Genomic DNA, 24,536 nt, shown 5'->3' with positions numbered 1-24,536 from the left:
GGGCGACGCCCGAGGGCGGATTCAGTGTCCGGGCGGTCCGGGAGGCGCCGTCGGGCCGCCTTTGTCGCCCTTGTCCCCACGGGTGTCACGGCGGCGCAAGTACTTCTCGAACTCCTTCGCGATCGCCTCACCGGAGGCCTCGGGCAACTCCGCGGTGTCCTTGACCTCCTCGAGCTGCTGGATGTACTCCGCGACGTCGGGGTCCTGGCCGGCCAGCTCGTCCACGCCGGCCTGCCAGGCCCGGGCGTCCTCCGGCAGGTCACCGATCGGCAACGGTTCGCCGATGATCTCCTCCAGGCGCTGCATCAGCGCGAGGGTCGCCTTCGGGGACGGTGGCTGCGAGACGTAGTGCGGGACCGCCGCCCACACGCTGAGCGTGTGCATGTTCTGCTCGGCGGCCATGTGGGCGAGCACCCCGACGATGCCGGACGGCCCCTCGTACTCCGAGGGTTCGACGTCCAGCAGCGCCTGGACCTCAGGATCGCTGGAGGAGGCCTGGACCGGGATGGGTCGTGAGTGCGGGACGTCCGCCAGCAGTGCGCCGAGCGTCACGACCGTCCCCACGCCGAGCCCGCGTGTGACGTCGAGGATCTCCTCGCAGTAGTCGCGCCACCGGAACGAGGGCTCGATGCCCTGGACCAGCACGATCCGTCGCCCGGCGATCGGCGTGGTGGCGACCGAGATCGCCGTGCTCGGCCAACTCAAGGTGCGGGTGCCGTCCGGTTCGGTTGCCACATGCGGTCGGGTGACCTGGAAGTCGTGGTAGTCCTGCGGGTCCAGCTCATGGACCACCTCGGCGTCCCAGGCCTCGGCGATGAGCTCGAGAGACTGCGACGCCGCGGCGCCGGCGTCGTTCCATCCTTCGAAGGCCGCGAGCAGGAGCGCCGGGGGCAGCTCCTGGCCGGACGGCTCGGGGGACGCCTCGGGCGAGCTGCTGGAGTCCGCAGGTGTCATGAGGCCACAGTAGGCGTCGACGCGACCACGGCGTGAACGCCGGGCGTCCGGTCCGGTGTGGGCGCAAGGCGGCCGTCCGGCAGCCCGTTAGGCTCGAGGCACAACGCTGACGTCCGCTGGCTGGAGCACGCCCTGAACACCGCCCTTGAACACCACGACGCCGACCGTCCGACCGCCCCGGCGGGCCTGCCCGACGCCGTCCTGTGGGACATGGACGGCACCCTGATCGAGTCGGAGCCGTACTGGATGGCCGCGGAGCATCGGCTGGCCGAGCAGCACGGCGCCACCTGGACGCACGAGCAGGCGCTCCAGCTCGTGGGTCAGGAACTGCTGGTCAGTGCGCGCATGTTCCAGGAGCAGACCGGGGTGCCCGGAACCCCGGAGTCCATCGTCGACCAGCTCCAGGGGAACGTGCTCGACCAGATCCGTCAGCACGGTGCGCCCTGGCGGGCCGGCGCCCGTGAGCTGCTGACGGCACTGCGCGACGCTGGCGTGCCGTGCGCGATGGTGACGATGTCCTACGGACCGTTCGCCCGCACCGTCGCGGACGCCGCCCCGGCCGGAGCCTTCTCCGCCGTCGTCAGTGGTGACGAGGTTGCACGGGGTAAACCGGATCCGGAGCCGTACCTGACCGGCGCCGCACGCCTCGGCGTGGAGATCGCCCGGTGCGTCGCCATCGAGGACTCGCCGCCCGGGGTCGGATCCGCCCTCGCCGCGGGTGCCCGGACCGTGGTGGTACCGCTCATGGTCGAGGTGCAGCCGCAGGACGGCCTGAGCCGCCTGGCCACGCTCGAGCAGATGTCTCTCGACGTCCTGGCGGAGATCGCGGCCGGCCGGGAGATCGACACGGTCGAGACCACGAGCGAGTGACCTGACGCGGTCAGACCGCCTGCACGCCGAGCAGGTGCGTGACGCCGTCGGCCGGCAGCTCGGGCGGCTCGCCGCCGAAGGCCGGGCAGAACTGCTGGAACGAGCACCACGCGCACAGCCGGGACGGCTGGTGCGGGAAACGTCCGCTTCGGGCGACCTCGGCCATCCGCCGCCACAGCGCCTCCAGGTCGCGTTCGAAAGCGACCAGTTCGTCCTCGGACGGGTCGTGCGTCAGGATGCGACCGTCGCCCAGGAACACCAGCTGGAGGCGGGCGGGAACCGTTCCGTGCAGCCGCCACAGCATGAGCGCGTAGAACCGCATCTGGAACAACGCGTTGTCCTGGTAGCTGGGATGCGGCGACCTGCCGGTCTTGTAGTCGACGACCCGGACGGCGCCGGTCGGGGCCACGTCCATGCGGTCGACGAAGCCGCGCAGCAGGATGCCGGAGGCGAGTTCGGTCTCGACCAGCATCTCCCGCTCGGCCGGCTCCAGTCGGCGGGGGTTCTCCATCCGGAAGTACTGGCTGAGCAGGCTGCGCGCCTCCGCCAACCAGGCGCCGAGCTCGTCCGGCCCGGTGAACATGCCGGTCACGTCCGGTCGGTCCTGCTGCAGTTCCTGCCACTGCGGGTCGAGCATGCCCTGCGCAGCCTCCTCCGTGCGGCCGCTGGCGGGCAGGTCGAAGAGTCGCTCGAGGACGCTGTGGACGAGCGATCCCTTGACCGCCGCCTGGCTCGGCGGTTCGGGCAGACGGTCGATCGCGCGGAACCGGAACAGCAACGGGCACTGCAGGAAGTCCTTGGCCCGGGACGGCGAGATCGCGGCGCGGCGGCGCTCCTGGGTGCCACCTGCTGCGGCGCCGGGCGTGGTCCCCGGGCTCTCGTCGGTCGTCTCCACCGCGGCGACGTCCGGGCCCGCCGCCTCCCGCTCGATCACCGTGTCCGTCATGGCCGCCACCGTAAATCGCCCCACTGACGTGGCCGTGCACCGACGCTCGGCGCTTCGCCCCCGGCGGCCGTCAGCCCAGCGCGAGGCGGGCCGCGAGCAGCAGCATCACCGCGCCGATGAGCACGTCCAGGATCCGCCACGTCGCCGGGCGGGCGAGCACCGGGGCGGCGGCGTGGGCACCCAGGCCGACCACGGAGAACCAGAGGGCGCTGGCCAGGCACACACCGGCCGAGAACCACCACCGCGCCGCGCCGTGGGTGGCGGCGATGGACCCGAGCAGCAGGATGTCGAGGTACAGGTGCGGGTTGAGGTAGGTCAGGGCGAGCGTCGTGGTCGCGACCGTGCGACGGCTCGACCGGTGGCCGTCGGTCGCCTCGAGGCTGCCCGGACGCCGTGCCCGCCACAGTGACATCAGTCCGTACCCGGCCAGATACGCCACGCCGAGCCAGCGCACCACCGAGACCGCGACGGGGTGGTCGCTGACGAGCGTGCCGACCCCCGCGACGCCGAGGTTGACGAGCAGGAGGTCGGAGGCGATACAGATGCCGACGACGATGCCGACGTGGTTGCGTGTCAGCCCCTGGCGCAGCAGGTAGGCGTTCTGCGCGCCGATGGCGACGATGATCGACAGCCCGGTCAGCAGACCGGTCACGAGGGTGGGCACAACCACGACGCTAGGCGGAGTCCGGCGATGAAGTGAAGCGAAGGATTCTGAAGGGTCATTAGCATCGCTTCATGCAGTTTCGTCCCGAGCAGCTGGCCGCGCTCGTCGCGATCGTCGACCACGGCACGTTCGACGCCGCGGCGCACCATCTCTCGATCACGCCGTCGGCGGTGAGTCAGCGCATCCGTGCCCTCGAATCCGAGGTCGGCAGGGTGCTGCTGGTGCGCGCCACACCGGTACGCACCACCGAAGCCGGCGCCGTCGTGCTGCGCCTGGCCCGTCAGCAACGGCTGCTGGAGACTGAGGCTCTCAGCGATCTCGCTGCGGGGGAGAGCGCCCGGATCGACCTGCCGGTCGCGGTCAACGCCGACTCGTTGGCGACCTGGTTCACGGCCGCGATCGGTGCCTGCGCGCAGTGGGGCGGGATCACGCTTCGCCTGCACGTCGAGGACGAGGATCACTCGGCGACGCTGCTGCGGGCCGGCGCGGTGCTCGGGGCAGTCACCTCCGACCCCGTCCCGGTCCAGGGGTGCGAGGTGGAACGCCTCGGGGTCATGCGATACCTACCGGTCGCCACGCCGGAACTCGCGCGCCGTCATGCCCGTGGCCGCGGGTACGACTGGGCCGCCATGCCCATGATCCGGTTCAACGCCAAGGACGACCTGCAGCACGGGATCCTGGCCGCCCATGGCGTCGCGGAGACCCCGCCGATTCACGACGTGCCGTCATCGCAAGGCTTCGTCGCCGCGGTCTTCGCCGGCCTGGGCTGGGGGATGGTCCCGGAGGACCAGCTCGGTGACGGGCTCCGGACCGGTGCGGTGGTCCGGCTCGGCCGCCGGACGCGAGCCGACGTGCCGTTGTACTGGCAGCGGTGGCGCTTGCGCTCGGCGCACGTCGAGCGGCTCACCGCGATCGTCCGCGCCGCGGCGGACGGCCTGCGCCGGTGAGGATCGATTGCAGACCGCGCTCCGTCCGATATGGTCAGGCCTGCGCATCGATTCCGGGGCTCGAACCCTGTGCCTGTGCAAGCACCCGTTCACCGGCGGTGTGCATATGGTCGGTCATGGCCGCACGGGCCGCAGCCGGGTCGTGGGACTCCAGAGCACCAAGCAGGCGTTGGTGTTCACGGACCGCGACGTCAGCGTCGAAAGTCCGCGCCACGCTGCGATCCACCCAGATCCGCAACAGCGAGCGCACGCTTTGCAAGACACCGCTGAGCGCCACGTTCCCGGCGAGAGCAGCAACGTCCTGGTGGAAGTGCATGTCCGCCTCGATGAATGCGGGGAAGTCGTTGCGGTGGCGCGTCATCTGGTCGAGATGGACGCGCAGGGGATCGAGCGACTCTGGCGTGGCCCGGGTGGCGGCGAGCTCGGCTGCCAAGATCTCCAGCGTGCTCCGGATCTGGATGAGGTCCTGAGTGTTCTGCTCGCCGAGCATCAAACCCCAGCTCAGGGTCCGGGGTAGCAGTTCGGATACCCCCCCACTGAGGTAGGTGCCCGAACCGGGGCGGACCGTGACAATGCCGAGGATCTCCAATGCCGCCAATGCCTCGCGGACCGCGGAGCGCCCCGTTCCGAGCATCTGGGCGAGTTGCCGTTCCGCGGGTAGCCGGGTGCCCGGCTCCACGCCGCCGCTGGTGAAATAGGTCAATAATTGCGACGCGACCGCGGCCGTGGGTGTCCGTGCCGGCACGGGGGAGAGGGTCCCGCGCAGTTCGTCCGCCGGATTGTTGAGGTACGTCGGCATGGTTCGGATCCTATGTGCTCGCTTGATACCTGACGCGGCCCGAACTCAATACCGAGTCTCCGAGCGCGTTTCGGCGAGGCTCGCATCTGCGTGTCGACGCCAGAAGGCAGCCAGGGCGCGGGAGCGCGCGACCGTGGCGGGCAGCGACCACGTCCTCACCATGACTCCGCGGGAACGACGCCGATGTCCGACCACGCGTCGCGGATCCCGACCTAAACCAACGGCGTCATCCTGGTCTGGCTCTTCGTCCAGGCACGCTCGTGGCCCTCGGTGATCGAGGCGCCGTCAGTGCGAGCACCTGCGTTCGACGGCGTAGGGAGCGAGGTCGATCACCCCGAGCGGTGTCATGATCGACCGGTGCTCCGGCGTGACGTTAGCGGCGAGGACCTGGGTGTGGGTCCCGTCGGCGGCGACGAGCGCGGCGACGCCGGCCGGGTCCAGCGGCGCGTCGACCAGCCGGCGGCCGAGGCCGTGCAGCAGCCGCACGGCCTCGGCGACCGGGTACTCGCGGTCCGCGTCGCCGAGCCCCCGGGGGCCGGAGGTCTCGAAGTAGGTCACCGTCTCGACACCGGGTACGCACAGCGCGGCTGCGCTCGCGACCGTCCACGCCGCCAGCGCCCGGCCCCGCTGGCGCGGGTCGGTCGCCGAGTCGAGGAACGCCGGTCCGTACCCCTCGGCGAGGTCGTCGCCGGGCGGCTCGGCCGAGGCGCTGGTGGCGACGGCGTTCAGCCGCGGCCGCAGCGTGACCGGGCCGATGTGGACGGGGCGCCCGCCGGCGATCCGGGCAGCGTCCTGGGCCACGAGTCGTTGCATCGCGAGCGACTCGACGATCTGTGACCGCTCCCGGGCGTGCATCTGCGGCGTGACGGAGAACGTCAGCGCGGGCAGGTCGGTGGGGAGCCGGTGGTGTTGGCGGTTGAGTTCGGTGAAGTGTGTCCGTGCGCCGCCGACCAGGGTGATCTCGCCGTCGTGCGCCCCGACGGCGGAGGTCAGCGCCTCCCACAACGTCGGCTCGGTGACGTGCGAGGTGGCGTCGAAGACGCCCAACCGGGCGATCGGGTGGTGACGTGCGGCCGCCACAGCGGGGGCGACGTCGTCGGGAGAGGTCGCCACCAGACGGACGTCCAACGGGCGCGACCCGGCCTCCCGGGCGGCGCGTGCCAGCGCGGCCCGCCATCGCGGCCTGCGCAGGTCGAGCTCGACGAGCAGCGCCGCGACGTCGGGTGCCGGGCGCAGGTGCCGATCCGGGGCGGTCGACGCGCCGAGTTGGACGGCGGGGAACACGGCGCCCGTTCGGGGTTCCGTGACGGCGGCCGCCGGATGTCCGGTAGCCCCGGCGACGGCGCGGCCGGTCAGCGTGACGCGTTGCCGGATCCGCTCTCCGGCGTGCACGGTGACGGGGAACGGCAGGTCGAGCGGCGTCGAGTAGGTCTTGAACGACGCGTCGGTCCAGTTGCGCTGGTCCTCCATCTCGAACACGTCGCCCGTGAACGCCAGTTCGCTCGCGATGCCGTCGTGGCTCCAGCGCAGGCCCGCGATGTCCTTGGCGGGCTGGTGCGGGGCGATCGCCGTCGGGAAGTGCGTCTGCGTCGCGACGCCGCCGGGCGAGACGACGGTCAGGGGTTCGCCGGCGACCTCGGGCGGATGCAGCACCACCAGGCCGATGCGGTTGCGCCGGAACTCGGTGCCCGAGCGCAGGTCGAGGTCGAACGCGAGCGCGCCGTCCGCCCCCGCCGTGACGACGAGGGCGCCGTCGAGCGCCGCGCCCAGTCCGTGCAGCGACAGCGCGATTCGCAGTTCGCCGTCGGTGGCCGTCACGTCGGACACCTCGGCCGGCACGGTGTCCCAGTCCCGGTCGCGCGCCACGGCGCGAACCATGCGCAGCACGAGCGTGCCGCCGAAGCGGATGTCCGCGAGCTCGTCACCGCGGAGCTCGAGCGACCACGGTCCGGAACGCCACGGCCGTGGCGCGGGCTCGGCGAGTCCCCACGCGGCGTCGGCGATCTCGTGCGGCGTGCTCACAGCGTCGACATCCCGCCGTTGACCTCGAAGATCGCGCCGGTCGCGAAGGCGGACTCGTCGCTCGCGAGGTAGACCATGATGCCCTCGACGTCGTGGGGTGTGCCTGCGCGCCCCATCGGGATCCGGCCCACGATGGCGGTCCGCTCTGTCTCGTTCTCCGTCAGCGTCCGCACCAGCGGGGTCTCGGTGTACGCGGGGACGACGGCGTTCGCCCGGACGCCGTCGCGCGCGTACGCCGCCGCGACCGTGCGGGCCATGCCGTGGATGCCGGCCTTCGACGTGCTGTAGGCGGTGAAGTCGTTGCCCTCGCCGCGCAGGCCGGTCGGGCTGCCGGTCAGGATCACGGAACCGCCTCCGAGCCGCAGCATGCCGCGCACGGCGTGTTTGACCGTGAGGAAGGTGCCCGTGAGGTTGACGTCGATCGTGCGCCGCCAGACGTCCAGGTCGAGGTCCGCGATCTTCGCGTCCTGGCCGAAGAGCTGTACGCCCGCGTTCGCGACGACGACGTTCGGAGTCCAGCCGTCGGTCTCCAGCTCGGCGAACGCGGCGGCGACGGCGGCCTCGTCTGAGATGTCGACGGCGACCCCTCGCGCGGTGTCGCCGACGTGTGCGGCCGCTTCCGTGGCGCCGTCGCCGTCCCGATCGGCGTAGACGATTCGCGCGCCCTCCGCCGCGAAGCGGTCGGCGACCGCCCGGCCGATGCCCGCCGCGGCGCCCGTCACCAGGGCAGTCTTTCCGTCCAGTCTCATCTGTCTCTCCTTCTGTCTCAGCCCTTGGTCGCCCCGGCGGTCAGGCCGCCCACGATGAACCTCTGCAGGAACATGTAGAGCACGAGGATCGGGACCACGGCGATCAGGATGCCTGCCGCGAGGCCCGTGTAGTTCGTGGCGAACTGTCCCTGGAAGTTCAGCAGCCCCAGCGGGATGGTCTGATTCTCCTGCGAACTCAGCAAGGACAGCGCGAGGAACAGCTCGTTCCACGTCGCGACGGCGTCGAGGATCGCCACGGTGATCAGGGCCGGCAGCGAGAGCGGCAGCATGATCTGCAGAAAGATCCGCAGATCACCCGCGCCGTCGATCCGTGCCGCCTCGACCAGCTCGTCCGGCACGCGGCGGAAGAACGCGTGCAGGATCACCACCTGAAGGGGCAGGCCGAAGGCCACGTAGGGGCCGACGATCCCCGGAATGCTGTCCGTCAATCCCACGCTCCGCAGCATCGTGAAGAGCGGGACGATCGCGACGTAGATTGGCACCGTCATCCCGATGACGACGAAGAACAGCGTGACGCTCTTCATCCGGATGCGCAGCTTGGCCAGGGCGTAGGCGAGCAGAGCCGCGAGGGCGACGCCGAGCGGCACCTTGATGACCAGGAGAAAGAGGGTGTTCGCGTACGACGAGCCGAAGTTCCCCACGTCCCACGCCTCGGCGAAGTTGGCGAGGGTGAACGTGTCCGGCAAGGAGACCGGCCCGTTGCTGAGGAAGTCGGACAGCGGGCGGAGCGCCGAGACAACCAGCAGGACCAGCGGCGAGATCCACAGCAGTGCCGCGATCAGGATCGCGCCGGTGAGGCCGAGCGCCGCCAGCCTGCCGGGCTTCTTAGCGCCCGACGGCGGGCGCGCCTCACGTGACAGGGGCTCGGTCCGGCGCCGGGTCGTGACGGTGCTCATGAGTTCCTCACCTGCGAGCGGACGTAGGGCGTGCCGACGGCGACCGCGACGATCGTGATGACGACCGCGATCGCGGTTCCGTACCCGGCGTCGAAGTACTGGAAGACGTTGGCGTACATCCAGGTGCCCATCACCTGGGTGGCGTAGCCGGGCCCGCCGTAGGTCATCGCGTAGATCAGGTCGAACACCTTGAGCGATTCGATGAGCGAGAGGGCGAGCACCACGTAGTGGGTGTCCTTGAGGCTCGGGAAAGTGATCTGGGTGAACCGCTGCCACCGGCTTGCGCCGTCGAGGGCGGCCGCCTCGTAGAGCTCGTCGGGGATGCTCTGGAGCGCCGCCAGGTACAGGAGCATCGGGAAGCCGGTCCGCACCCACACGGCCGCGACCATGACGGCCCAGAGCGCCGTGGAGTCCTGCCCGAGCCAGCTCTGGGCGAGGTCGCCCAGGCCGACCATGCGCAACAGTTCGTTGATGGCACCGTCGGTGGGGTCGTACAGCCACGCCCAGATCGACGCGATGGACACGAGCGGGAGGACCGCCGGTGCATAGAACAAGGTGCGGAAGAACGGTGAGCTTCGTGCCTTCCTGTTGAGCAGGACCGCGAGGGCGAGCCCGAGGGCCATCGGCAGTGCGATGGTGACGAGGGTCCACAGCACGTTGTTCACGGCCGCCGTCCCGACCACGGGGTCGTCCAGCATCCGCTGATAGTTCTCGAGTCCGACGAAGGTCTGCTGCTCCGAGAGGCCGTCCCAGTCGGTCAGGCTGATCCAGAGCGCCTGCACGGCGGGCCAGACGAGGAACAGCACGTAGAAGATCAGGCCCGGCAGAACGAAACCGAGGGGAAGCAGCGAGCGGCGCGGACGCGGCTCCCGAGCTGCTGGTGACGTCATTGGGAGTCCTTCCAGTCGCTCACGATGACCGCCATCTCACGGGCGGCCTCTCGGCCGGTCAGCTGTGACTGGAGCACCTGGCTCTGCACGGCGAAGTACTGGTCGGAGACGGACTTGGGAAACGCTTGGTCCTGGATGGTGTAGATCGGGCTGTGTGTACGGATCTCGGCCCACTGGGCGCTGAGCGGGAACTCGTCCGGATCGGGCGGTGCGTCGATCGTCGCCGACTGCGAGTTGCCGATGGCCCGTTGCGTGTCGGGCTGGATCAGGAAGTCCAGCAGTTCGGCCGACAGGTCCGGGCTGCCTGACGCCGCGGAGATCATGTATCCCTCGATGAATCCCGAGTGGCGTACCTCGCTGTGCCCGGTGGGCAGCAGGAACGTGCCGAAGGTCGAGGCCGGCTGCCCGGAGGGCTGGATGTATTGCGCCTCGATCCACGGACCGCTGAACGTGTAGGCGGAGGTGCCCTGGACGAAGCTCTGCTCGGCGTCGGCCGGGTCGATGCCGAGGGCACCCTCGGTGATCCAGCCGCGTGCGTTCCATGTCTGGAAGAGGTCGAAGGCCTCGACCACGGCCTCGTGCGCCCACGACTCCTCGCCGAGGAGGAGTTGATCGTGCAGCTCGGGTCCCGCCGTCACCTCCAGCAGGTACTCGAAGAGCCGCATGATGTGCCAGCCGTACTTGCCGCCGAAGCCGCCTGGCGCGACCCCGCTGGCGAGGATCTTCTCGTTGGCGGCCTCGAGCTCGTCGTAGGTGGTCGGGATGTCGGCGCCGGCCTCGTCGAAGACCACGGTGTTGAACCAGGCTCCGAGGGAGGACACGTTGAGCGGCACGCCGTGGAGCCGGCCGTCGAAGGTCATCCCGTCGACGCCGGCCGAACTCAGCATGTCGTGCCACCCGTACCGGTCGTAGTACTCCTCGAGCGGGGTGGTCAGGTCGGCTTCGACGAACGGTGCGCCGATCTGGCCACCCCAGATCTGCCACACGTCGGGTGACTGGCCGCCGAGGATCCGGGTCCGCAGCTTGTCCGGGAACTGAGCCGCGCCCGAACCCGGGACCGTGTCGAGCGTCGTCTGCGGGCCGCCCTCGGCCTGGAACCTCGCGAGCTGCTCGCGCAGCAGGGCGGCCGAGTCGACGTCGTCGTAGGTCAGCATCGACAGCCCCCCGGACGTGTCCGTCCGGCCGACCCCCATGGAGCAGGCGCCCGTCGCGCCGGTCGCGGCGAGGGCCGCGGCGAGGCCGAGGAGTTGCCGACGGCTGAGTCCGCTCGCCGTGCGGGCGGAGCCGGTCACGCCGACTCCTGGGACGCCGCGAAGCGGCGCAGCTTGGCGAAGAAATCCTCGAGCAGGTAGCGCGTGTCGAAGTGCTCGTAGACCCGGACGGTGTGCGTGCCGCCGGGGAGGTAGCCGCCCTCGCTGCTGAACGTCGGGGCGGGGACCCTGCGGAATATCCCGGCGGCGGGGTTCAGCATGAGCCCGATCGCGGGTGAGTCGCCGAGCGCGCGGTGCTCGATCGGCTGGGGGACCCACGTCGAGTTCCACTCGCGGAGCTGGTCCACGAGGTACCGGCCCAGCGGGCCGCACGGAGCCACCTTCTCATCGAGTTCCGCGTAGCCGACGGCGGTCCGGACGTACGTGGACCACGGGACCTGCCAGACGTCGATCCCCGAGCGGAAGACGACGTTCGCCGCCGCGATGTCGTTCGACAGGTTGAACTCGGGCCACTTCTCCGGCTCGACATCGCCGTACGGCGCTCCGCCGATCCAGATGACCGTGACGTCGTCGTCGGCGATCGACGGATCCATGAGCAGGGCCGAGGCCATGTCGGTGAGCGGACCGAGGAAGGCGACGAGGAGCGGCCCCTCGCCGGTCTTCTTCGCCTCGTCGATGATGAGCTGCGCCCCGGCGGACGGCGCGGCCGTCTGCTCGTCGGGGATCGGTCCCTCGGCCCCGTTCTCCACCCGGACGTCCATGCCCAGGTGGCCCAGCAGCAGATCGATCTCCCGGCGGCTGTCCAGCATGGACGTCGAAGATCGGGAGGCGCCGAAGTGGGCCGCGATCAGGCCCCGGACATCGAGCGTCTCGGAGAGCAGGGCATGGACGATGGCGAACTGGTCGTCCGCCTCGTTCTTCGCGTCGGTGTTGATGAGGACCCGTCGGGTCGCCTGCCCAGTCATCGGTGTGTCCCTCCGTTGATGCGGTTCTCGTCCTGCTGCCAGCGGCTGAACTCTGCGAGCTTGAGGTAGAAGTCCTCGAACATCAGCCGTGTGTCGACCCGCGTGTACAGCCGCATGGGGCGTCCGTCAGGCCGCTCCGTGTAGCGCCCGTCGGCGCCGAGGCGCGGCGTCGGCTTCTCGAGGTAGGCGCTGGACGACGGATCCGGCTCGAACAGCGACTGGAGCGCCGTCAGGAGCACCAGGGGAGAGTCGCCGAGCGCGTAGGTCTCGCCAGGACCGCGCCCCTCACCGAGGGTGCGGCGGTTGACCTCGACGAGCTCCTCGTAGAGGTAGCGCCCGACCGGGCCCGTCGGCGCGACGCGCAGGCGCAGCTCCGCCTCCGAGACGAGGCACTGCCGGTAGACGTCGCGCGGGACCTGCCAGATCGGAATGGTCGAGTCGCTGAACACGACCTGTCCCGCAACGACGTCGATCAGCAGGTTGTACTCGATCGGCATCGCGCCGGGTGGTGGCGGCGCGACGCCGTCGTGCTCGCCACCGCCGATCCAGACGAGGGTGAGCCGCTCGGCGATCCGCGGCTCCAGCAGGTACGCGGACGCGATGTCGGTGAGGCCGCCGCCCGCGACGTAGAACAGCGGCCGCGGGTCCTCGCGCAGCGCCTCTTCGATGATCGCGTCGGCCGCAGCCGACGGCTGCGGCGTCCGGGGATCCGTCAGGGCCGCGTCCGCGCCCTGGGCGATGACCTCGGTGGACTCGAGGCCGAGCCGGGCGAAGACGTCGCGGACGATCGCGACGGCGTTGCGCGCGCTGCGGCCGCTCGGGTCGAACGGGTCGTCGGGGCGGAGGTGGGAGCCGACGACGAGGGGGATCTCCACGTTCGACGACAGCAGGTGGTGCACGAGCTGAAAGAGATCGTCGGGGTCCCCGGAGAAGTCGTTGTCGATGATCACCCGGGTGCGCGCCGGACCGACGGGTTGGATGTCCTGCCATGGAACGGATCCGAGCCGCCAGCGGCGGGTCTGCGGCGGGGCCGGCGCGGGGGTTCCGTCTGGGATACGCGTCATCGTCGTCCTTGCGTCGTCGCTGGTATCAACCGGTTGACCAAATAGGTGATCGGTAACCTACGTCTGGTCCGACCGATTGACAAGCCCGGGGAGGCACTGTGCGCCGACCGCGACCGAGCATGGCCGACGTCGGCCGTGCCTCGAACGTGTCCGCCCAGACCGTGTCGCGCTACTTCACCGGGCGGGGGTACGTCAGCGCCGAGACCAGGGCGCGGATCGCGTCCGCCGTCGCGGAGCTGGGGTATCGCCCGAACGCCTCGGCGCGGTCCTTCCGCATGCAGCGGTCGTCGATCGTCGGCGTCCTCGCGCTCGGGTCCCTGAACTTCGGTAGCACCGACACCCTCACGGGGTTGGGGCGTTCCGCGCGTGCCGGCGGGTACACGCTCGCGATCGCTCAGGTCGAGGTCGGCTACGACCCCTCAGGCTGGGAGGGGGAGGCCAGGCGTGCTCTCGAGCACTTCGTCTCGATACCGGTGGACGGCGTCATCGTCTCCTCGCCGATCGCCGGCGTCGAGGACGTGGTCGCCGAGGTTGCCGGGTCGACTCCTGTCGTCCTCGTATCGGAGCGCCCGCGGGACGCGGCCGGCTCCGTCGGTGCGCACTCGTTCCTGGCGGGGGTGCAGGCCACGCGGCACCTCATCGAGCTGGGACATCGGCGGATCGCCCATGTCGCCGGGCCGTCGACGCGCAACGAGTCCGTCGAGCGCGAGCAGGGCTACCGGCAGGCGATGGCCGACGCGGGGCTGGAGCCGGCGGTGATCGCCGGAGCCCACGACTGGAACGCGAGGTCCGGATACGCCGCGGCCGGTGAGGTGGGCGACGCCACCGCAGTGTTCGCCGCCAACGACGAGATGGCGCTCGGGCTCATGAGCGGGATGGCGGAGCGGGGGATGGCGGCGCCCCGCGACGTCTCCGTCGTCGGCGTCGACGACATGCCCTCCGCCGCCTACTTCTCGCCGCCCCTCACGACCGTCCGCCTCGACTTCCGTGCGCTCGGCGCGCGCGCGTTCGACCTGCTCATCGACCGGATCGAGGGTCGGAGCGCCTCGACGGAGCAGCCGCTGGAGCCGACGCTGGTCGTGCGGACGTCGACCGCGCCGCCGCGTCGCGACTGAGCCGCGGCCGCTCGGTGCGCCGAGCGGCGGCGGCCGTCAGGTCGCCGGGAAGTCGATCTCGACGATGCTGCGGAAAAACCCGCGTAGCGACTCCGCCATGTCCACGGCGTCGCGGTCGAGCAGCCACTGCACCTGCAGGCCGTCCATCATGGACAGTGTCGCGACGGCCGCCTCGGTGGGGTCGATCTCGACCCTCAGCCTGCCCTCGCTGCGGAGCCGCTCGAACGCCTCGGAGACCCGCCGGCGGGTGTCCTCGTAGCGAGTCACGAAGTACGTGTGCGCAGGATGGTCGGGTGTGGTCGCCTCGGCCGAGAGGATGCAGTAGAGCTCGACGACGCCCGGCACCGAGGCGTTGTAGTCGGCGAGGTCGACGAGTCCGCGCAACGTGTCGGCCGGGTCGTGCGTGCCGAGAGGCACGAAGTCCTGCGCGTGCTCGTCGCGCCGCTCGAGCACGGCGGCCAGCAGAGCACTCTTGCTGGGGAAGTGGTAGAGCATGCCGGCCTCGCTCATGCCCACCTTGGCGGCGACGTCGCGCAGCGACCCGGACCGGAACCCCGACTGGGCGAAGACCTCGAGTGCGGCGTCGAGGATGGCGGCCCGCGTCGCCTCGGTCTTCGCGTAGGAGCCGCGTTTACCCCTAGCGCGGGATCGCTCGGTACTCGTCCTCATCGGCTTCCGTTCTCGCGGGAGGTCTGCCATGCCCGGGCGGGCGTCACCATGCCGGTCAGTCCTAGCAGGATGTCACCTGGTCTCCCAACTTCTAGGAACCACTAGAAATTCATGTTACGGTCGCCATCGCACGGGACGCGATCCCGGATCACCGACGATGAAGGGCCAACGATGATCCGACGCACGATTACGGCGCTGATCGCCGGCCTCAGCGTGCTCGCGCTCGCCGGCTGTATTAGCACGAGCAGCGCTCAGGAGGACGACGAGACGCTCGTCCTCGGGGCCATCTCCGCGCCCGTGACGTTCGATCCCGCGGGATCGGACTGGGGGAACCAGGCGCCCTTCTACCAGGCCGTGTACGACACCCTCCTGCGTGCCACGCCCGACGGTCGGATCGAGCCCTGGCTCGCCACGGACTGGGCGTACGACGACGACGAGACCGAACTGACGCTCACCATCCGCGACGACGTCACGTTCACGGACGGGTCTGCGCTCACCGCCGACGTCGTCAAGCAGAACCTGCTGCGGTTCCGTGACGGCACGGCGTCGAACGCCGGCAATCTCGCGAGCATCGAGTCCATCGACACGCCCGACGACACCACGGTCGTCATCGACCTGGCAGCCCCGGACCCGGCGATGCTGAACTACCTGGCCCGCGACGCCGGCCTCGTCGGCAGTGCCGAGTCCTTCGACAACCCGGACCTGGCCACCAACCCGGTCGGGTCCGGACCGTACGTCCTCAAACCTCGTGCATCGGTCACCGGGACGAGCTACGTGTACCGGGCCAACCCCGACTACTGGAACCCCGACGTCCAGTACTACGACTCCCTGACGATCGACGTCTACACGGATCCGACGGCCGCCCTCAACGCGATCTTCGCGAACGAGGCCGACGCCGTCCGGGTCTCCACGAACGACAACCTCGAACAGATCGAGGCCTCCGGCTGGTCGATCGTCGGCAACGAGCTCGACGTCTTCGGGCTTCTCCTATTCGACCGCGACGGCGCCATGAGCGAACCGCTGGGCGATGTGCGGGTGCGCCAGGCGATCAACTACGCCTTCGACCGCGAAGCCATGCTCGAGGCGCTGCAACGTGGCCACGGCTCCGTCACCACCCAGATGTTCCCGGAACGCTCCGCCGCGTACGACCCCGCGCTGGACGATCGCTACACCTACGACCCGCAGAGGGCGCGCGAACTCCTCGCCGAGGCCGGGTATCCCGACGGCTTCGAGCTGTCGATGCCCTCGTCCCCGTCGCTCGGCACCACCACGTACACGTTCATCGCCCAGCAACTCGCCGACATCGGCATCACCGTGCGCCACGACGACCCGGGAACCAACTTCCTCACCGACCTCCTCGCCCCGAAGTACGCGGCGTCCTACATGGCGCTCGAGCAGAACCCGGACTGGCAGCTCGCGCAGTTCATGCTCGCCCCCGGCGCGACCTGGAACCCGTTCGGCACCGAGCGGGACGAGGTGGACGCGATGCTCGAGCAGATGCAGTACGGCACCGACGCCGAGCGCGACGAGGCCGCCGCCGAGCTGAACCAGTACCTGGTCGAGGAGGCGTGGTTCGCCCCCTTCTACCGCGCGCAGGGAAGCATGGCGGTCGCTCCCGGCACCGAGGTCGAGATGCTGACGACCAACGCCTTCCCGGCGATCTACGACATCCGCCCGGCCGACTGAGCCGCCCACCGACAGGACCACATGTTCACGTTCATCGTCAGGCGCCTCGTCTCGGGCGCGGTCATGCTCGCCGTCATCTCCCTCGTCGCCTTCTCCCTGCTCTACCTGGGCGGGGGAGACATCGCCCGGAACATCCTCGGGGAGAACGCGACCGAGGAGGTCGTCGCGCAGAAGGCCGCCGAACTCGGGCTCGACCGCCCCCTGTTCGCCCAGTATGCCGACTGGCTCACCTCGGCGCTCGGCGGGGACCTCGGCACGTCGTGGTTCACCGGGCAGCTCGTCTCGGTGAGCCTCGCGACCCGCCTACCCGTCACCCTGACGCTGGTCATCGGCACGACCCTGGTCTCCGCCGTCGTCTCCGTGGTGCTCGGCGTGCTCGCGGCCCGCCGCGGCGGCTGGATCGACGCGCTCGTCCAGGTCGTCGCGGTCGTCGGCTCCGCCGTGCCGGGCTTCCTCATCGCCCTCGGCCTGGTGCTCGTGTTCGGCATCGAGCTCGGGTGGTTCCGTGCCGTCGGGTTCGTGCCGATCACGGACTCGGTGGGCGGCTGGCTGTCCAGCATCACGCTGCCGATCCTGGCGCTGTCGATCAACGCGGTCGCGGCCGTGGCGATGCAGGTCCGCGGCTCCGTCCTGGACGCGCTCGGGCGCGACTACGTGCGCACCCTGCGCGCCCGTGGCCTCGGCCTGCGCCGGGTCGTCCTCAAGCACGTGCTCCGCAACGCGGGCGGCCCCGCCCTGGCGGTCCTGGCCGTGCAGTTCGTCGGGCTCCTGGGCGGGGCGGTCGTCGTCGAGCAGGTCTTCGCGCTGCCCGGCATCGGGCAGCTCGCCGTGTCCGCGACGACGTCGGGGGACATCCCGGTCGTCATGGGCATCGTCATGGCGACGGCGATCATCGTCGTCGTCGTCAACCTCGTCATCGACCTCGCGCAGGCCGCACTCAACCCGAAGGTTCGACTGTCATGACCACCACCGCTCCCACCGCCGGGCCGGCGGCGGCCGGCTCCCTCCTCCGACGCATCCTGCGGCGCCCCGTCGGCCTCGTCTCGTTCGTCGTCGTCGCGGCCATCGGCGTCCTCGCCGTCATCGGGCCTCGTCTCACGCCCTACGACCCGAACCTCGCGTCGCTCGAACTGGTGCTCGCGCCGCCGAGCGCGGACCACATCATGGGGGCCGACAGCGCCGGACGGGACGTCTTCTCCCGGCTGCTGGCGGCCACCCAGGTGAGCATTGCGGCTGCCCTCGTCGCGGTCGTGACGGCGCTCGTCATCGGGGTGATCGCGGGCCTGATCGCCGGCTACTACCAGGGGTGGTTCGACACGGTCACCTCCTGGGTGACGTCGCTGGTCATGGCGCTGCCCGGGATCGTCGTCCTGCTGGCCGCCCGGTCGGTCCTCGGCCCGAGCGTCTGGCTCGCCATGCTCGTCTTCGGTGTCCTCATGTCGCCGGCCTACTACCGCCTCGTCCACGCCTCGGTGACCTCCGTGCGGAACGAGCTCTACGTCGACGCCGCCCGAGTCGCCGGACTCAGCGACGCCCGCATCATCGGCCGGCACGTGCTCTCCGTGGTACGGGCCCCGATCATCATCCAGTCCGCCACGCTGACCGGCATCGCCATCGCGATCCAGTCCGGGCTGGAGTTCCTAGGGCTCGGCGACATGTCCGTGCCCACCTGGGGCGCGATGCTCAACGACGCGTTCCTCAACATCTTCCGTGCACCGGTCCTCATGGTCTGGCCCGCGACGGCGATCGCCATCACGTGTCTCGCGCTGACGCTGCTCGCGAACGTCATGCGCGACGAACTCGAACGGACCGTCCGGGTCCGCCGTCGGAAGAAGACGGCGGCGACGGCGAACGCGGCGGCACAGTCGGCGGATCGGTCGGCCGAGCCGGGCTCCGACGTCATCGTCCACCCCGACGAGGAGGCGACGTCGACGCGGTCGCACGAGCCGGTCCTGACCGTCCGTAACCTCCGGGTCGGCTACGACCAGCCCGACGGCTCCACGCTCGAGGTGGTCCACGGGGTCTCGCTCGAGGTCCGCAAGGGGGAGGCGCACGGCCTCATCGGCGAGTCGGGCTCCGGAAAGACCCAGACGGCGTTCTCCGTGCTCGGCCTCCTGCCGCGCGGAGGCCGCGTCACGGGCGGGCAGATCACGTACGAGAACGTCCACCTCGCCGGGGCGTCCGAACGGGTCTACTCCAGCGTGCGGGGCATCCGGATCGGCTACATCCCGCAGGAGCCGATGTCCAACCTCGACCCGTCGTTCACGATCGGCAGCCAGCTCGTCGAGCCGCTGCGCGTGGGGCTCGGCATGAGCAAGGCCGAGGCCACGGCCAAGGCCCTCGACCTCCTCGAGCGCGTGGGGATCCCCGAACCGCGGCGCACCTTCGACGCGTACCCGTTCGAGATTTCCGGCGGCATGGCGCAGCGCGTCCTCATCGCGGGCGCCGTCTCGACGGACCCCGACCTCATTATCGCGGACGAGCCGACGACGGCGCTCGACGTCACCGTCCAGGCCGAGGTGCTCGACCTGCTGCGCGACCTGCAGCGGGAACGGGGCATGGCGATGCTGCTCGTGACCCACAACTTCGGCGTGGTGGCCGACCTGTGCGACCGGGTCACCGTGATGCGTGAGGGCCTGTTCGTCGAGCAGGGCCCGGTACGCACAATCCTCAAGCGAGCCGAGCACCCGTACACCTGCGGCCTCCTCGACGCGATCCTCGACGAGGGACCCGCCCGCGCCCCGCTGACCGTTGGGAGCCAGTCATGACCGCGCCCCTGCTCGAGGTCGAGGACCTCGTCGTCGACTACCCCGGCAAGGGGCTCCGGGCCGAGGCGTTCCGTGCCCTCAAGGGCGTCTCGCTCGACATCCTTCCCGGCGAGACCGTCGGCCTCGTCGGGGAGTCCGGGTCCGGCAAGACTACCCTGGGCCGGGCCGTGCTCGGCCTGGCGCCGGTCACCGCCGGCGCCATCACCTACGACGGGCGGGACATCTCGCACCTGAACCGCCGGGACCGCCGGGCCCTCAGCGACGAGATCCAGGTCGTGTTCCAGGACCCGTACTCCTCGCTCAACCCATCGATGACGATCGAGCAGATCCTCACCGAACCGCTCACTGCGGGCGGCGTCGCCTCCGGTGAGGCGAAGGGCCGCGTACGGGATCTGCTGGACCAGGTCGGCCTCCCGTCGGATGCCCGCACGCGCCTGCCCCGGGAGTTCTCCGGCGGGCAGCGCCAGCGGATCGCGATCGCCAGGGCGCTCGCGCTCGAGCCCCGCCTTATCGTCTGCGACGAACCAGTCTCCGCACTGGACCTGTCCACCCAGAAGCGCGTGCTCGACCTGCTCATCGACATCCAGGAACGCACGGGCGTCGCCTACCTCTTCGTCACCCACGACCTCGCCGTCGTCCGGCACATCAGCCACCGCGTGGCCGTGATGTACCGCGGCGAGCTCGTCGAGACCGGCGACGGCGACCAGGTCACCTCCAGACCGCAGCACCCGTACACCCAGCGCCTGTTCATGGCCGCCCCCGTGCCCGACCCGGATCGGCAGTCGAAGCGCCGCGAGCAGCGCCGGGCCGCCCTTGCCGCCGCGGCGGGCGACGCCGCGTGACATACGAAAACGTCCGCACACCGCTGACCGCCAGCACCCGCACCCCGGAAGGAACCGCCCAAGTGACCGACCCGACCGACCACCTCCGCCCGCTGCTCGAGAAGCTGACCCTGGAGGAGAAGGCCGCCCTCGTGCAGGGCGCCGACTTCTGGACCACCGTGCCGATCGAGAAGATCGGCCTGCGCGCGATGACGCTCTCGGACGGGCCGGCGGGGGTGCGCGGACCGCGGTGGGACGAGCGGGACCCGTCGCTGAACCTGCCCTCGGGATCGGCGCTCGCCGCGTCCTGGGACCCCGACCTGGCCTACCGCTACGGCGCGGCCGCGGCGTCCGAGGCACGGCGCAAGGGTGTCGACGTGGTGCTCGGGCCGACGATCAACCTGCACCGTTCACCGCTGGGCGGGCGCCACTTCGAGTGCTTCAGCGAGGACCCGGAACTCACCGCGCAGCTCGCGGAGAGCTACGTGCGCGGGCTGCAGGACAACGGTGTGGCCGCGTGCCCCAAGCACTACGTCGCCAACGACTCCGAGACCGACCGGTTCACGGTCGACGTCCGGGTCGACGAGCGTCCGCTCCGCGAGCTCTACCTCGCGCCGTTCGAGCGTGCCGTCGAGGCCGGTGCCTGGTCCGTGATGAGTGCCTACAACTCGGTCGACGGCGTCACGATGACCGAGAACGACCTCCTCGAGACCCCCCTGAACAGCGAGTGGGGTTTCGACGGCGCCGTCGTCAGCGACTGGACCGCGGTGCGCAGTCTCGGCGCCGTGCCGGCGGCCAACGACCTCGCGATGCCGGGCCCGGTCTCCGCCTTCGGCGGCCTGGTCGAGGCCGTCCGCGACGGGCGGGTCCAGGAGGCCGACGTGGACCGCAAGGTGCTGCGGATCCTGCTGCTCGCCGAACGGGTCGGGGCGTTGGGCGGTGCGAACGGCGTCACCCCGGCGCCCGTGGACGGCCCCGCCTTCGCGCGCGAGGCCGCGGTCGCCGGGGCGGTCCTGTTGCGCAACGACGGAATCCTGCCTCTGGACGGTCCCCGGATCGGTTCCGTGGCGGTCATCGGGCACAACGCCCTCCACGCCCGCACCCAGGGTGGCGGCAGCGCGACGGTGGTGCCCGACCACGTCGTCTCGCCGCTGGACGGCATCCGCGCGGCGCTGCCGCACGCCGACGTGACCTACGAGATCGGCGCCGTGGTCCAGGAGGGGGTCGCGGAACTCCCGCCGGCACAGATCACGAACCCCGACACGGATGAGCCGGGTGTCCGCGCGCGGTTCCTCGACGCCGACGGCGGGGAAATGTTCACGGAGAACCGGCTCTCGACGGCGCTCACCTGGTTCGGCGGCGACGCCCCCGTGGCCACCGCCGCCGCGCTGGAGCTCCTGACGCGGTACACCCCCGAGACGAGCGGCGAGGTCCTGCTCGGGTTCGCCGGCTCCTGCCGGGGCCGCATCGAGGTGGACGGCAGGGTGGTCCTCGACGAGACCCCCGTCGTCACCGGGACGGACCTCGGGGCAGCCTTCCTCAACCCGCCGTCGTCCACCGCGAGGATCGCGGTCGAGGCCGGACACCCCGTGGAGATCCGGGCCACCTTCACCCTCCGCAACGACGAGGGGCTCGGCAGCCTGGGGGCGTTCAGCGTCACGCTGGGGACCGCGCCCGACGACGTCGACCCGGACGGACTCGTCACCCGCGCCGCCGAGGCGGCCGCGGCGGCGGACGTCGCCGTCGTCGTGGTCGGTACGAACTCCACGGTCGAGTCCGAGGGCTACGACCGCACCAACCTCGACCTGCCGGGCCGGCAGGACGATCTCGTGCGGGCCGTGGTCGCCGCCAACCCGCGCACCGTCGTCGTCGTGAACGCCGGCTCGCCTGTGGTGCTGCCGTGGGCCGGCGAGGCGGCGGCCGTGCTGCAGGGCTACTTCGGCGGCCAGGAGTTCGGGTCCGCCGTCGCCGACATCCTCACCGGCGCCGCCGAGCCCGGCGGTCGGCTCCCGACGACCTGGCCCGCGTCCCTCGCGGACGTCCCCGTCGCCGACGTCGTGCCGACCGACGGCGTGCTGCGCTACGCCGAAGGCCTCCACGTCGGCTACCGGGCCTGGCTGCGGGCGGGCACCCGCCCGGCCTTCCCCTTCGGGCACGGACTGGGCTACACCACCTGGTCCTGGGACGGTGCGCGGCGTGACGGCGACGACGTGGTCGTCACGCTCACCAACACCGGCGGCCGCGCCGGGAAGCAGGTCGTGCAGGTCTACGCCGAGCGCTCCGACTCCGCGGTCGAGCGGCCCGCGCGCTGGCTGGTCGGCTCCGCCGTCGTGCGGGCCGTCGCCGGCGAGTCGGTCACCGCCCGAGTCCCCGTCCCGGCACGGCGCCTCGCGCACTACGACGGCGGTTGGCACGTCGAGCCCGGCTCGTACACGCTGCAGGTCGGTGCGTCGGCCACGAACCTGCCGCTCGACCTCGATTGGGAGATCTGATGCCCTTCCATCCCGGTTCCCTCGTCGGCGACGCGCTCGACCACGCCGGCGCCCGCGCCGTCCTGGAGAAGTACCTGCCCGGCGTGGCGGCGTCCCCCGCGGCAGTGCAGTTCCGCGACGCCCGCCTCGGCCAGCTCGCGGCCATCGTGCCGCAGCTCGAGGACACCGCCCTGCGTGAGGAGTTCTTCGGCGCGCTCGCCGCGATCCCCGACGGCGAGGCGGCGAAGGAGTACCTGCCGGCCGTCGCGCCGGACCCGGCCTACGAGGGCGAGGACGTGCCCCGTGCCTCGGCACGACTGACGGCGCCGGGACCCGTGCCGCGCTGGAGCCCGGTCGAGATCCGCATCGACGGGCCCAGCCACGGCAACCCGTTCCTCGACGTCGAGCTCGACTCCGAGGTGACGAACGGCGAGCGGACCCTCCGCGTCGGCGGCTTCTACGACGGTGACGGCGTCTGGCGGGTCCGGTTCCTCGCCGAGGCCGAGGGCACCTGGACCGTCACGATGCGCTCGACGGCGCGCTCGCTCGACGGCCTGACCACGTCGGTCGAGGTCGGCGCGGCGGCACCCGGCAGCCACGGCCCCGTGCGTGTGGACGGCTTCCACTTCCGCCACGCGGACGGCACGCGCTACCGACCGGTCGGGACGACGGCGTACGCGTGGACCCACCAGAGCGACGAGCTGCAGGACGCGACCCTCCGCTCGCTCGAGACGGCGGGCTTCAACAAGATCCGCATGTGCGTCTTCCCGAAGTCGTACCTGTACAACTCCGACGAGCCCGCGGACTTCCCGTTCCCTGGGTCCCTGGCGAACGGCTTCGACCTCGAGCGGTTCGACCCGGCGCACTTCCGCAAGCTGGAGCGGCGGATCGCGCAGCTCGCCGAGATCGGCGTCGAGGCGGACCTGATCCTCTTCCACCCGTACGACCGCTGGGGTTTCGTCGACCTCGGCGCGGCCGTCGACGACCGGTACCTGCGCTACGTCGTCCGCCGCCTCGCGGCCTACCCGAACGTCTGGTGGGCCATGGCCAACGAGTACGACCTCGTCTGGTCCAAGAGCGAGGCGGACTGGGAGCGGCTCGCGGCGATCGTCGTCGAGGAGGACCCGCACGGCCACCTGCGGTCCATCCACAACTGCCGCCCCTTCTACGACCACGGCCGCGACTGGATCACGCACGTGTCCGCTCAGCGCCAGGACGTCTACCGCACGGCCGAGTACACCGACTCCTGGCGTGAGCGGTGGGGCAAGCCCGTGGTCATCGACGAGGTGGGCTACGAGGGGGACATCGACCACGGCTGGGGCAACCTGACGGCCGAGGAGCTCGTGCGCCGTTGCTGGGAGGGCGCGGTGCGCGGCGGCTACGTCGTCCACGGCGAGACGTACGTGCGTGACGACGAGGTGCTGTGGTGGTCGAAGGGCGGCGTGCTGCACGGCGAGTCCCCGGCGCGCATGCGGTTCCTCGACGAGGTGCTCGCCTCGGCCCCGGACGGCGCGATCGATCCGCTGCCGAGCGACTGGGACGTGCCGTGGGGCGGAGTCGCGGGGGAGTGGATGCTCGCCTACTTCGGGTTCAACCGGCCCAGCTACCGGAATCTGGTCTTGCCCACCGGGGTGGCGTGGCGGATCGACGTCATCGACACCTGGAACATGACGCTCGAGCCCGTACCAGGAGTTCACCGCGAGACGGCACGAATCGCGCTTCCGGCCCGTCAATACATGGCAATCCGTCTCACCCGCGTCGAGACCTGACTCGCTCAGGTGCACGGTAGCGCCGACAGCGTCCGACGCGTCCAGCTCTCCCCCGAGCGATACGCCGCCGCTCCCGCGACTGGTCAACCGGTTGACAGGACACCGAACGCTTCCTAACGTCGTGCCCCAAGCCGCTGAGCCTTGCGGCTTCAGTGACAACGGAAGCGAGTCGACGTGGCCGGCGACCTCTCGGGTGGGACCACGGGCCGCATCGGCCTTGGCACCTACGCTTACTTCTG

The 24,536-nt window shown here is 70.9% G+C and carries 21 protein-coding genes; 9 read left to right on the top strand and 12 right to left on the bottom strand.

What is annotated here, in order from left to right; translation table 11 throughout:
• Positions 1 to 21: 21 nt before the first annotated feature.
• Complete coding sequence (locus ACFSE6_RS09480) at positions 22 to 954, bottom strand: PAC2 family protein (RefSeq protein WP_388005601.1); 933 nt, start codon at positions 952 to 954, stop codon at positions 22 to 24.
• A gap of 57 nt (positions 955 to 1,011) precedes the next feature.
• Between ACFSE6_RS09480 and ACFSE6_RS09475 the strand changes: the two genes are divergently transcribed.
• Entirely contained in the window at positions 1,012 to 1,824 is an 813-nt protein-coding gene (locus tag ACFSE6_RS09475; RefSeq protein ID WP_388005598.1) for an HAD family hydrolase, read from the top strand.
• Between the two features lie 10 nt (positions 1,825 to 1,834).
• On the opposite strand, the gene ACFSE6_RS09470 is transcribed toward ACFSE6_RS09475, so the two are convergent.
• Both ACFSE6_RS09470 and ACFSE6_RS09465 read right to left on the bottom strand, forming a co-directional pair.
• Positions 1,835 to 2,770 (bottom strand): RecB family exonuclease, encoded by a 936-nt coding sequence (locus ACFSE6_RS09470; RefSeq protein WP_388005595.1) that lies wholly within the window; start codon positions 2,768 to 2,770, stop codon positions 1,835 to 1,837.
• A 70-nt stretch (positions 2,771 to 2,840) separates the two neighbouring features.
• The gene (locus tag ACFSE6_RS09465; protein ID WP_388005592.1) at positions 2,841 to 3,434 is read right to left on the bottom strand and encodes a LysE/ArgO family amino acid transporter; all 594 of its coding nucleotides are present in this window, start codon (positions 3,432 to 3,434) and stop codon (positions 2,841 to 2,843) included.
• A 71-nt stretch (positions 3,435 to 3,505) separates the two neighbouring features.
• Between ACFSE6_RS09465 and ACFSE6_RS09460 the strand changes: the two genes are divergently transcribed.
• On the top strand, positions 3,506 to 4,381 hold the full coding sequence (locus tag ACFSE6_RS09460; protein ID WP_388005589.1) for a LysR family transcriptional regulator ArgP: 876 nt from the start codon (positions 3,506 to 3,508) through the stop codon (positions 4,379 to 4,381).
• Between the two features lie 34 nt (positions 4,382 to 4,415).
• Here the strand turns inward: ACFSE6_RS09460 and ACFSE6_RS09455 are convergent, their stop codons facing one another.
• From ACFSE6_RS09455 to ACFSE6_RS09420, 8 genes are all read right to left on the bottom strand, one after another.
• Complete coding sequence (locus ACFSE6_RS09455; RefSeq protein WP_388005586.1) at positions 4,416 to 5,180, bottom strand: FadR/GntR family transcriptional regulator; 765 nt, start codon at positions 5,178 to 5,180, stop codon at positions 4,416 to 4,418.
• Positions 5,181 to 5,465: 285 nt separating this feature from the next.
• On the bottom strand, positions 5,466 to 7,202 hold the full coding sequence (locus ACFSE6_RS09450; protein WP_388005583.1) for a D-apionate lactonase family protein: 1,737 nt from the start codon (positions 7,200 to 7,202) through the stop codon (positions 5,466 to 5,468).
• Positions 7,199 to 7,951 (bottom strand): SDR family NAD(P)-dependent oxidoreductase, encoded by a 753-nt coding sequence (locus ACFSE6_RS09445; RefSeq protein ID WP_388005580.1) that lies wholly within the window; start codon positions 7,949 to 7,951, stop codon positions 7,199 to 7,201. The genes ACFSE6_RS09450 and ACFSE6_RS09445 overlap by 4 nt, the downstream gene beginning before the upstream one ends.
• 17 nt (positions 7,952 to 7,968) lie before the next feature.
• Positions 7,969 to 8,868: a carbohydrate ABC transporter permease gene (locus ACFSE6_RS09440; RefSeq protein WP_388005577.1), complete on the bottom strand. Its 900-nt coding sequence runs from the start codon at positions 8,866 to 8,868 to the stop codon at positions 7,969 to 7,971.
• Positions 8,865 to 9,758, bottom strand: a complete 894-nt coding sequence (locus ACFSE6_RS09435) for a carbohydrate ABC transporter permease (protein WP_388005574.1) — start codon at positions 9,756 to 9,758, stop codon at positions 8,865 to 8,867. Before ACFSE6_RS09435 ends, ACFSE6_RS09440 begins: the two co-directional genes overlap by 4 nt.
• The gene (locus ACFSE6_RS09430) at positions 9,755 to 11,050 is read right to left on the bottom strand and encodes an ABC transporter substrate-binding protein (RefSeq protein ID WP_388005571.1); all 1,296 of its coding nucleotides are present in this window, start codon (positions 11,048 to 11,050) and stop codon (positions 9,755 to 9,757) included. Before ACFSE6_RS09430 ends, ACFSE6_RS09435 begins: the two co-directional genes overlap by 4 nt.
• A complete protein-coding gene (locus tag ACFSE6_RS09425) occupies positions 11,047 to 11,934 on the bottom strand; it encodes a nucleoside hydrolase (protein WP_388005568.1) in 888 nt (295 codons plus the stop codon). The genes ACFSE6_RS09430 and ACFSE6_RS09425 overlap by 4 nt, the downstream gene beginning before the upstream one ends.
• Positions 11,931 to 12,998 (bottom strand): nucleoside hydrolase, encoded by a 1,068-nt coding sequence (locus ACFSE6_RS09420; protein ID WP_388005565.1) that lies wholly within the window; start codon positions 12,996 to 12,998, stop codon positions 11,931 to 11,933. Before ACFSE6_RS09420 ends, ACFSE6_RS09425 begins: the two co-directional genes overlap by 4 nt.
• Before the next feature lie 98 nt (positions 12,999 to 13,096).
• On the opposite strand from ACFSE6_RS09420, the gene ACFSE6_RS09415 reads away from it, so the two are divergent.
• On the top strand, positions 13,097 to 14,113 hold the full coding sequence (locus ACFSE6_RS09415; RefSeq protein WP_388005562.1) for a LacI family DNA-binding transcriptional regulator: 1,017 nt from the start codon (positions 13,097 to 13,099) through the stop codon (positions 14,111 to 14,113).
• Between the two features lie 36 nt (positions 14,114 to 14,149).
• Here ACFSE6_RS09415 and ACFSE6_RS09410 read toward each other — a convergent pair whose 3' ends face one another.
• A complete protein-coding gene (locus tag ACFSE6_RS09410) occupies positions 14,150 to 14,782 on the bottom strand; it encodes a TetR/AcrR family transcriptional regulator (protein WP_388005559.1) in 633 nt (210 codons plus the stop codon).
• A gap of 171 nt (positions 14,783 to 14,953) precedes the next feature.
• On the opposite strand from ACFSE6_RS09410, the gene ACFSE6_RS09405 reads away from it, so the two are divergent.
• The 6 genes from ACFSE6_RS09405 to ACFSE6_RS09380 all read left to right on the top strand — a co-directional run bounded on the left by ACFSE6_RS09405 (position 14,954) and on the right by ACFSE6_RS09380 (position 24,297).
• Positions 14,954 to 16,468 (top strand): ABC transporter substrate-binding protein, encoded by a 1,515-nt coding sequence (locus ACFSE6_RS09405; protein ID WP_388005556.1) that lies wholly within the window; start codon positions 14,954 to 14,956, stop codon positions 16,466 to 16,468.
• A 21-nt stretch (positions 16,469 to 16,489) separates the two neighbouring features.
• Positions 16,490 to 17,431: an ABC transporter permease gene (locus tag ACFSE6_RS09400; RefSeq protein ID WP_388005553.1), complete on the top strand. Its 942-nt coding sequence runs from the start codon at positions 16,490 to 16,492 to the stop codon at positions 17,429 to 17,431.
• Positions 17,428 to 19,236, top strand: a complete 1,809-nt coding sequence (locus ACFSE6_RS09395; RefSeq protein WP_388005550.1) for a dipeptide/oligopeptide/nickel ABC transporter permease/ATP-binding protein — start codon at positions 17,428 to 17,430, stop codon at positions 19,234 to 19,236. Before ACFSE6_RS09400 ends, ACFSE6_RS09395 begins: the two co-directional genes overlap by 4 nt.
• Complete coding sequence (locus ACFSE6_RS09390) at positions 19,233 to 20,078, top strand: ATP-binding cassette domain-containing protein (RefSeq protein WP_388005547.1); 846 nt, start codon at positions 19,233 to 19,235, stop codon at positions 20,076 to 20,078. Before ACFSE6_RS09395 ends, ACFSE6_RS09390 begins: the two co-directional genes overlap by 4 nt.
• Before the next feature lie 188 nt (positions 20,079 to 20,266).
• Positions 20,267 to 22,549, top strand: coding sequence for a beta-glucosidase (locus ACFSE6_RS09385; protein WP_388005959.1), 2,283 nt, complete (start codon positions 20,267 to 20,269; stop codon positions 22,547 to 22,549).
• Entirely contained in the window at positions 22,549 to 24,297 is a 1,749-nt protein-coding gene (locus tag ACFSE6_RS09380) for a DUF5605 domain-containing protein (RefSeq protein ID WP_388005544.1), read from the top strand. The genes ACFSE6_RS09385 and ACFSE6_RS09380 overlap by 1 nt, the downstream gene beginning before the upstream one ends.
• The last annotated feature ends 239 nt before the right edge of the window (positions 24,298 to 24,536 follow it).

This window comes from Georgenia deserti (assembly GCF_042680605.1).
GTDB classification, from domain to species: domain Bacteria; phylum Actinomycetota; class Actinomycetes; order Actinomycetales; family Actinomycetaceae; genus Allobogoriella; species Allobogoriella deserti.
The sequence above is the reverse complement of the archived record's forward strand: the minus strand, read 5'-3'. Positions and strand labels throughout refer to the sequence as shown.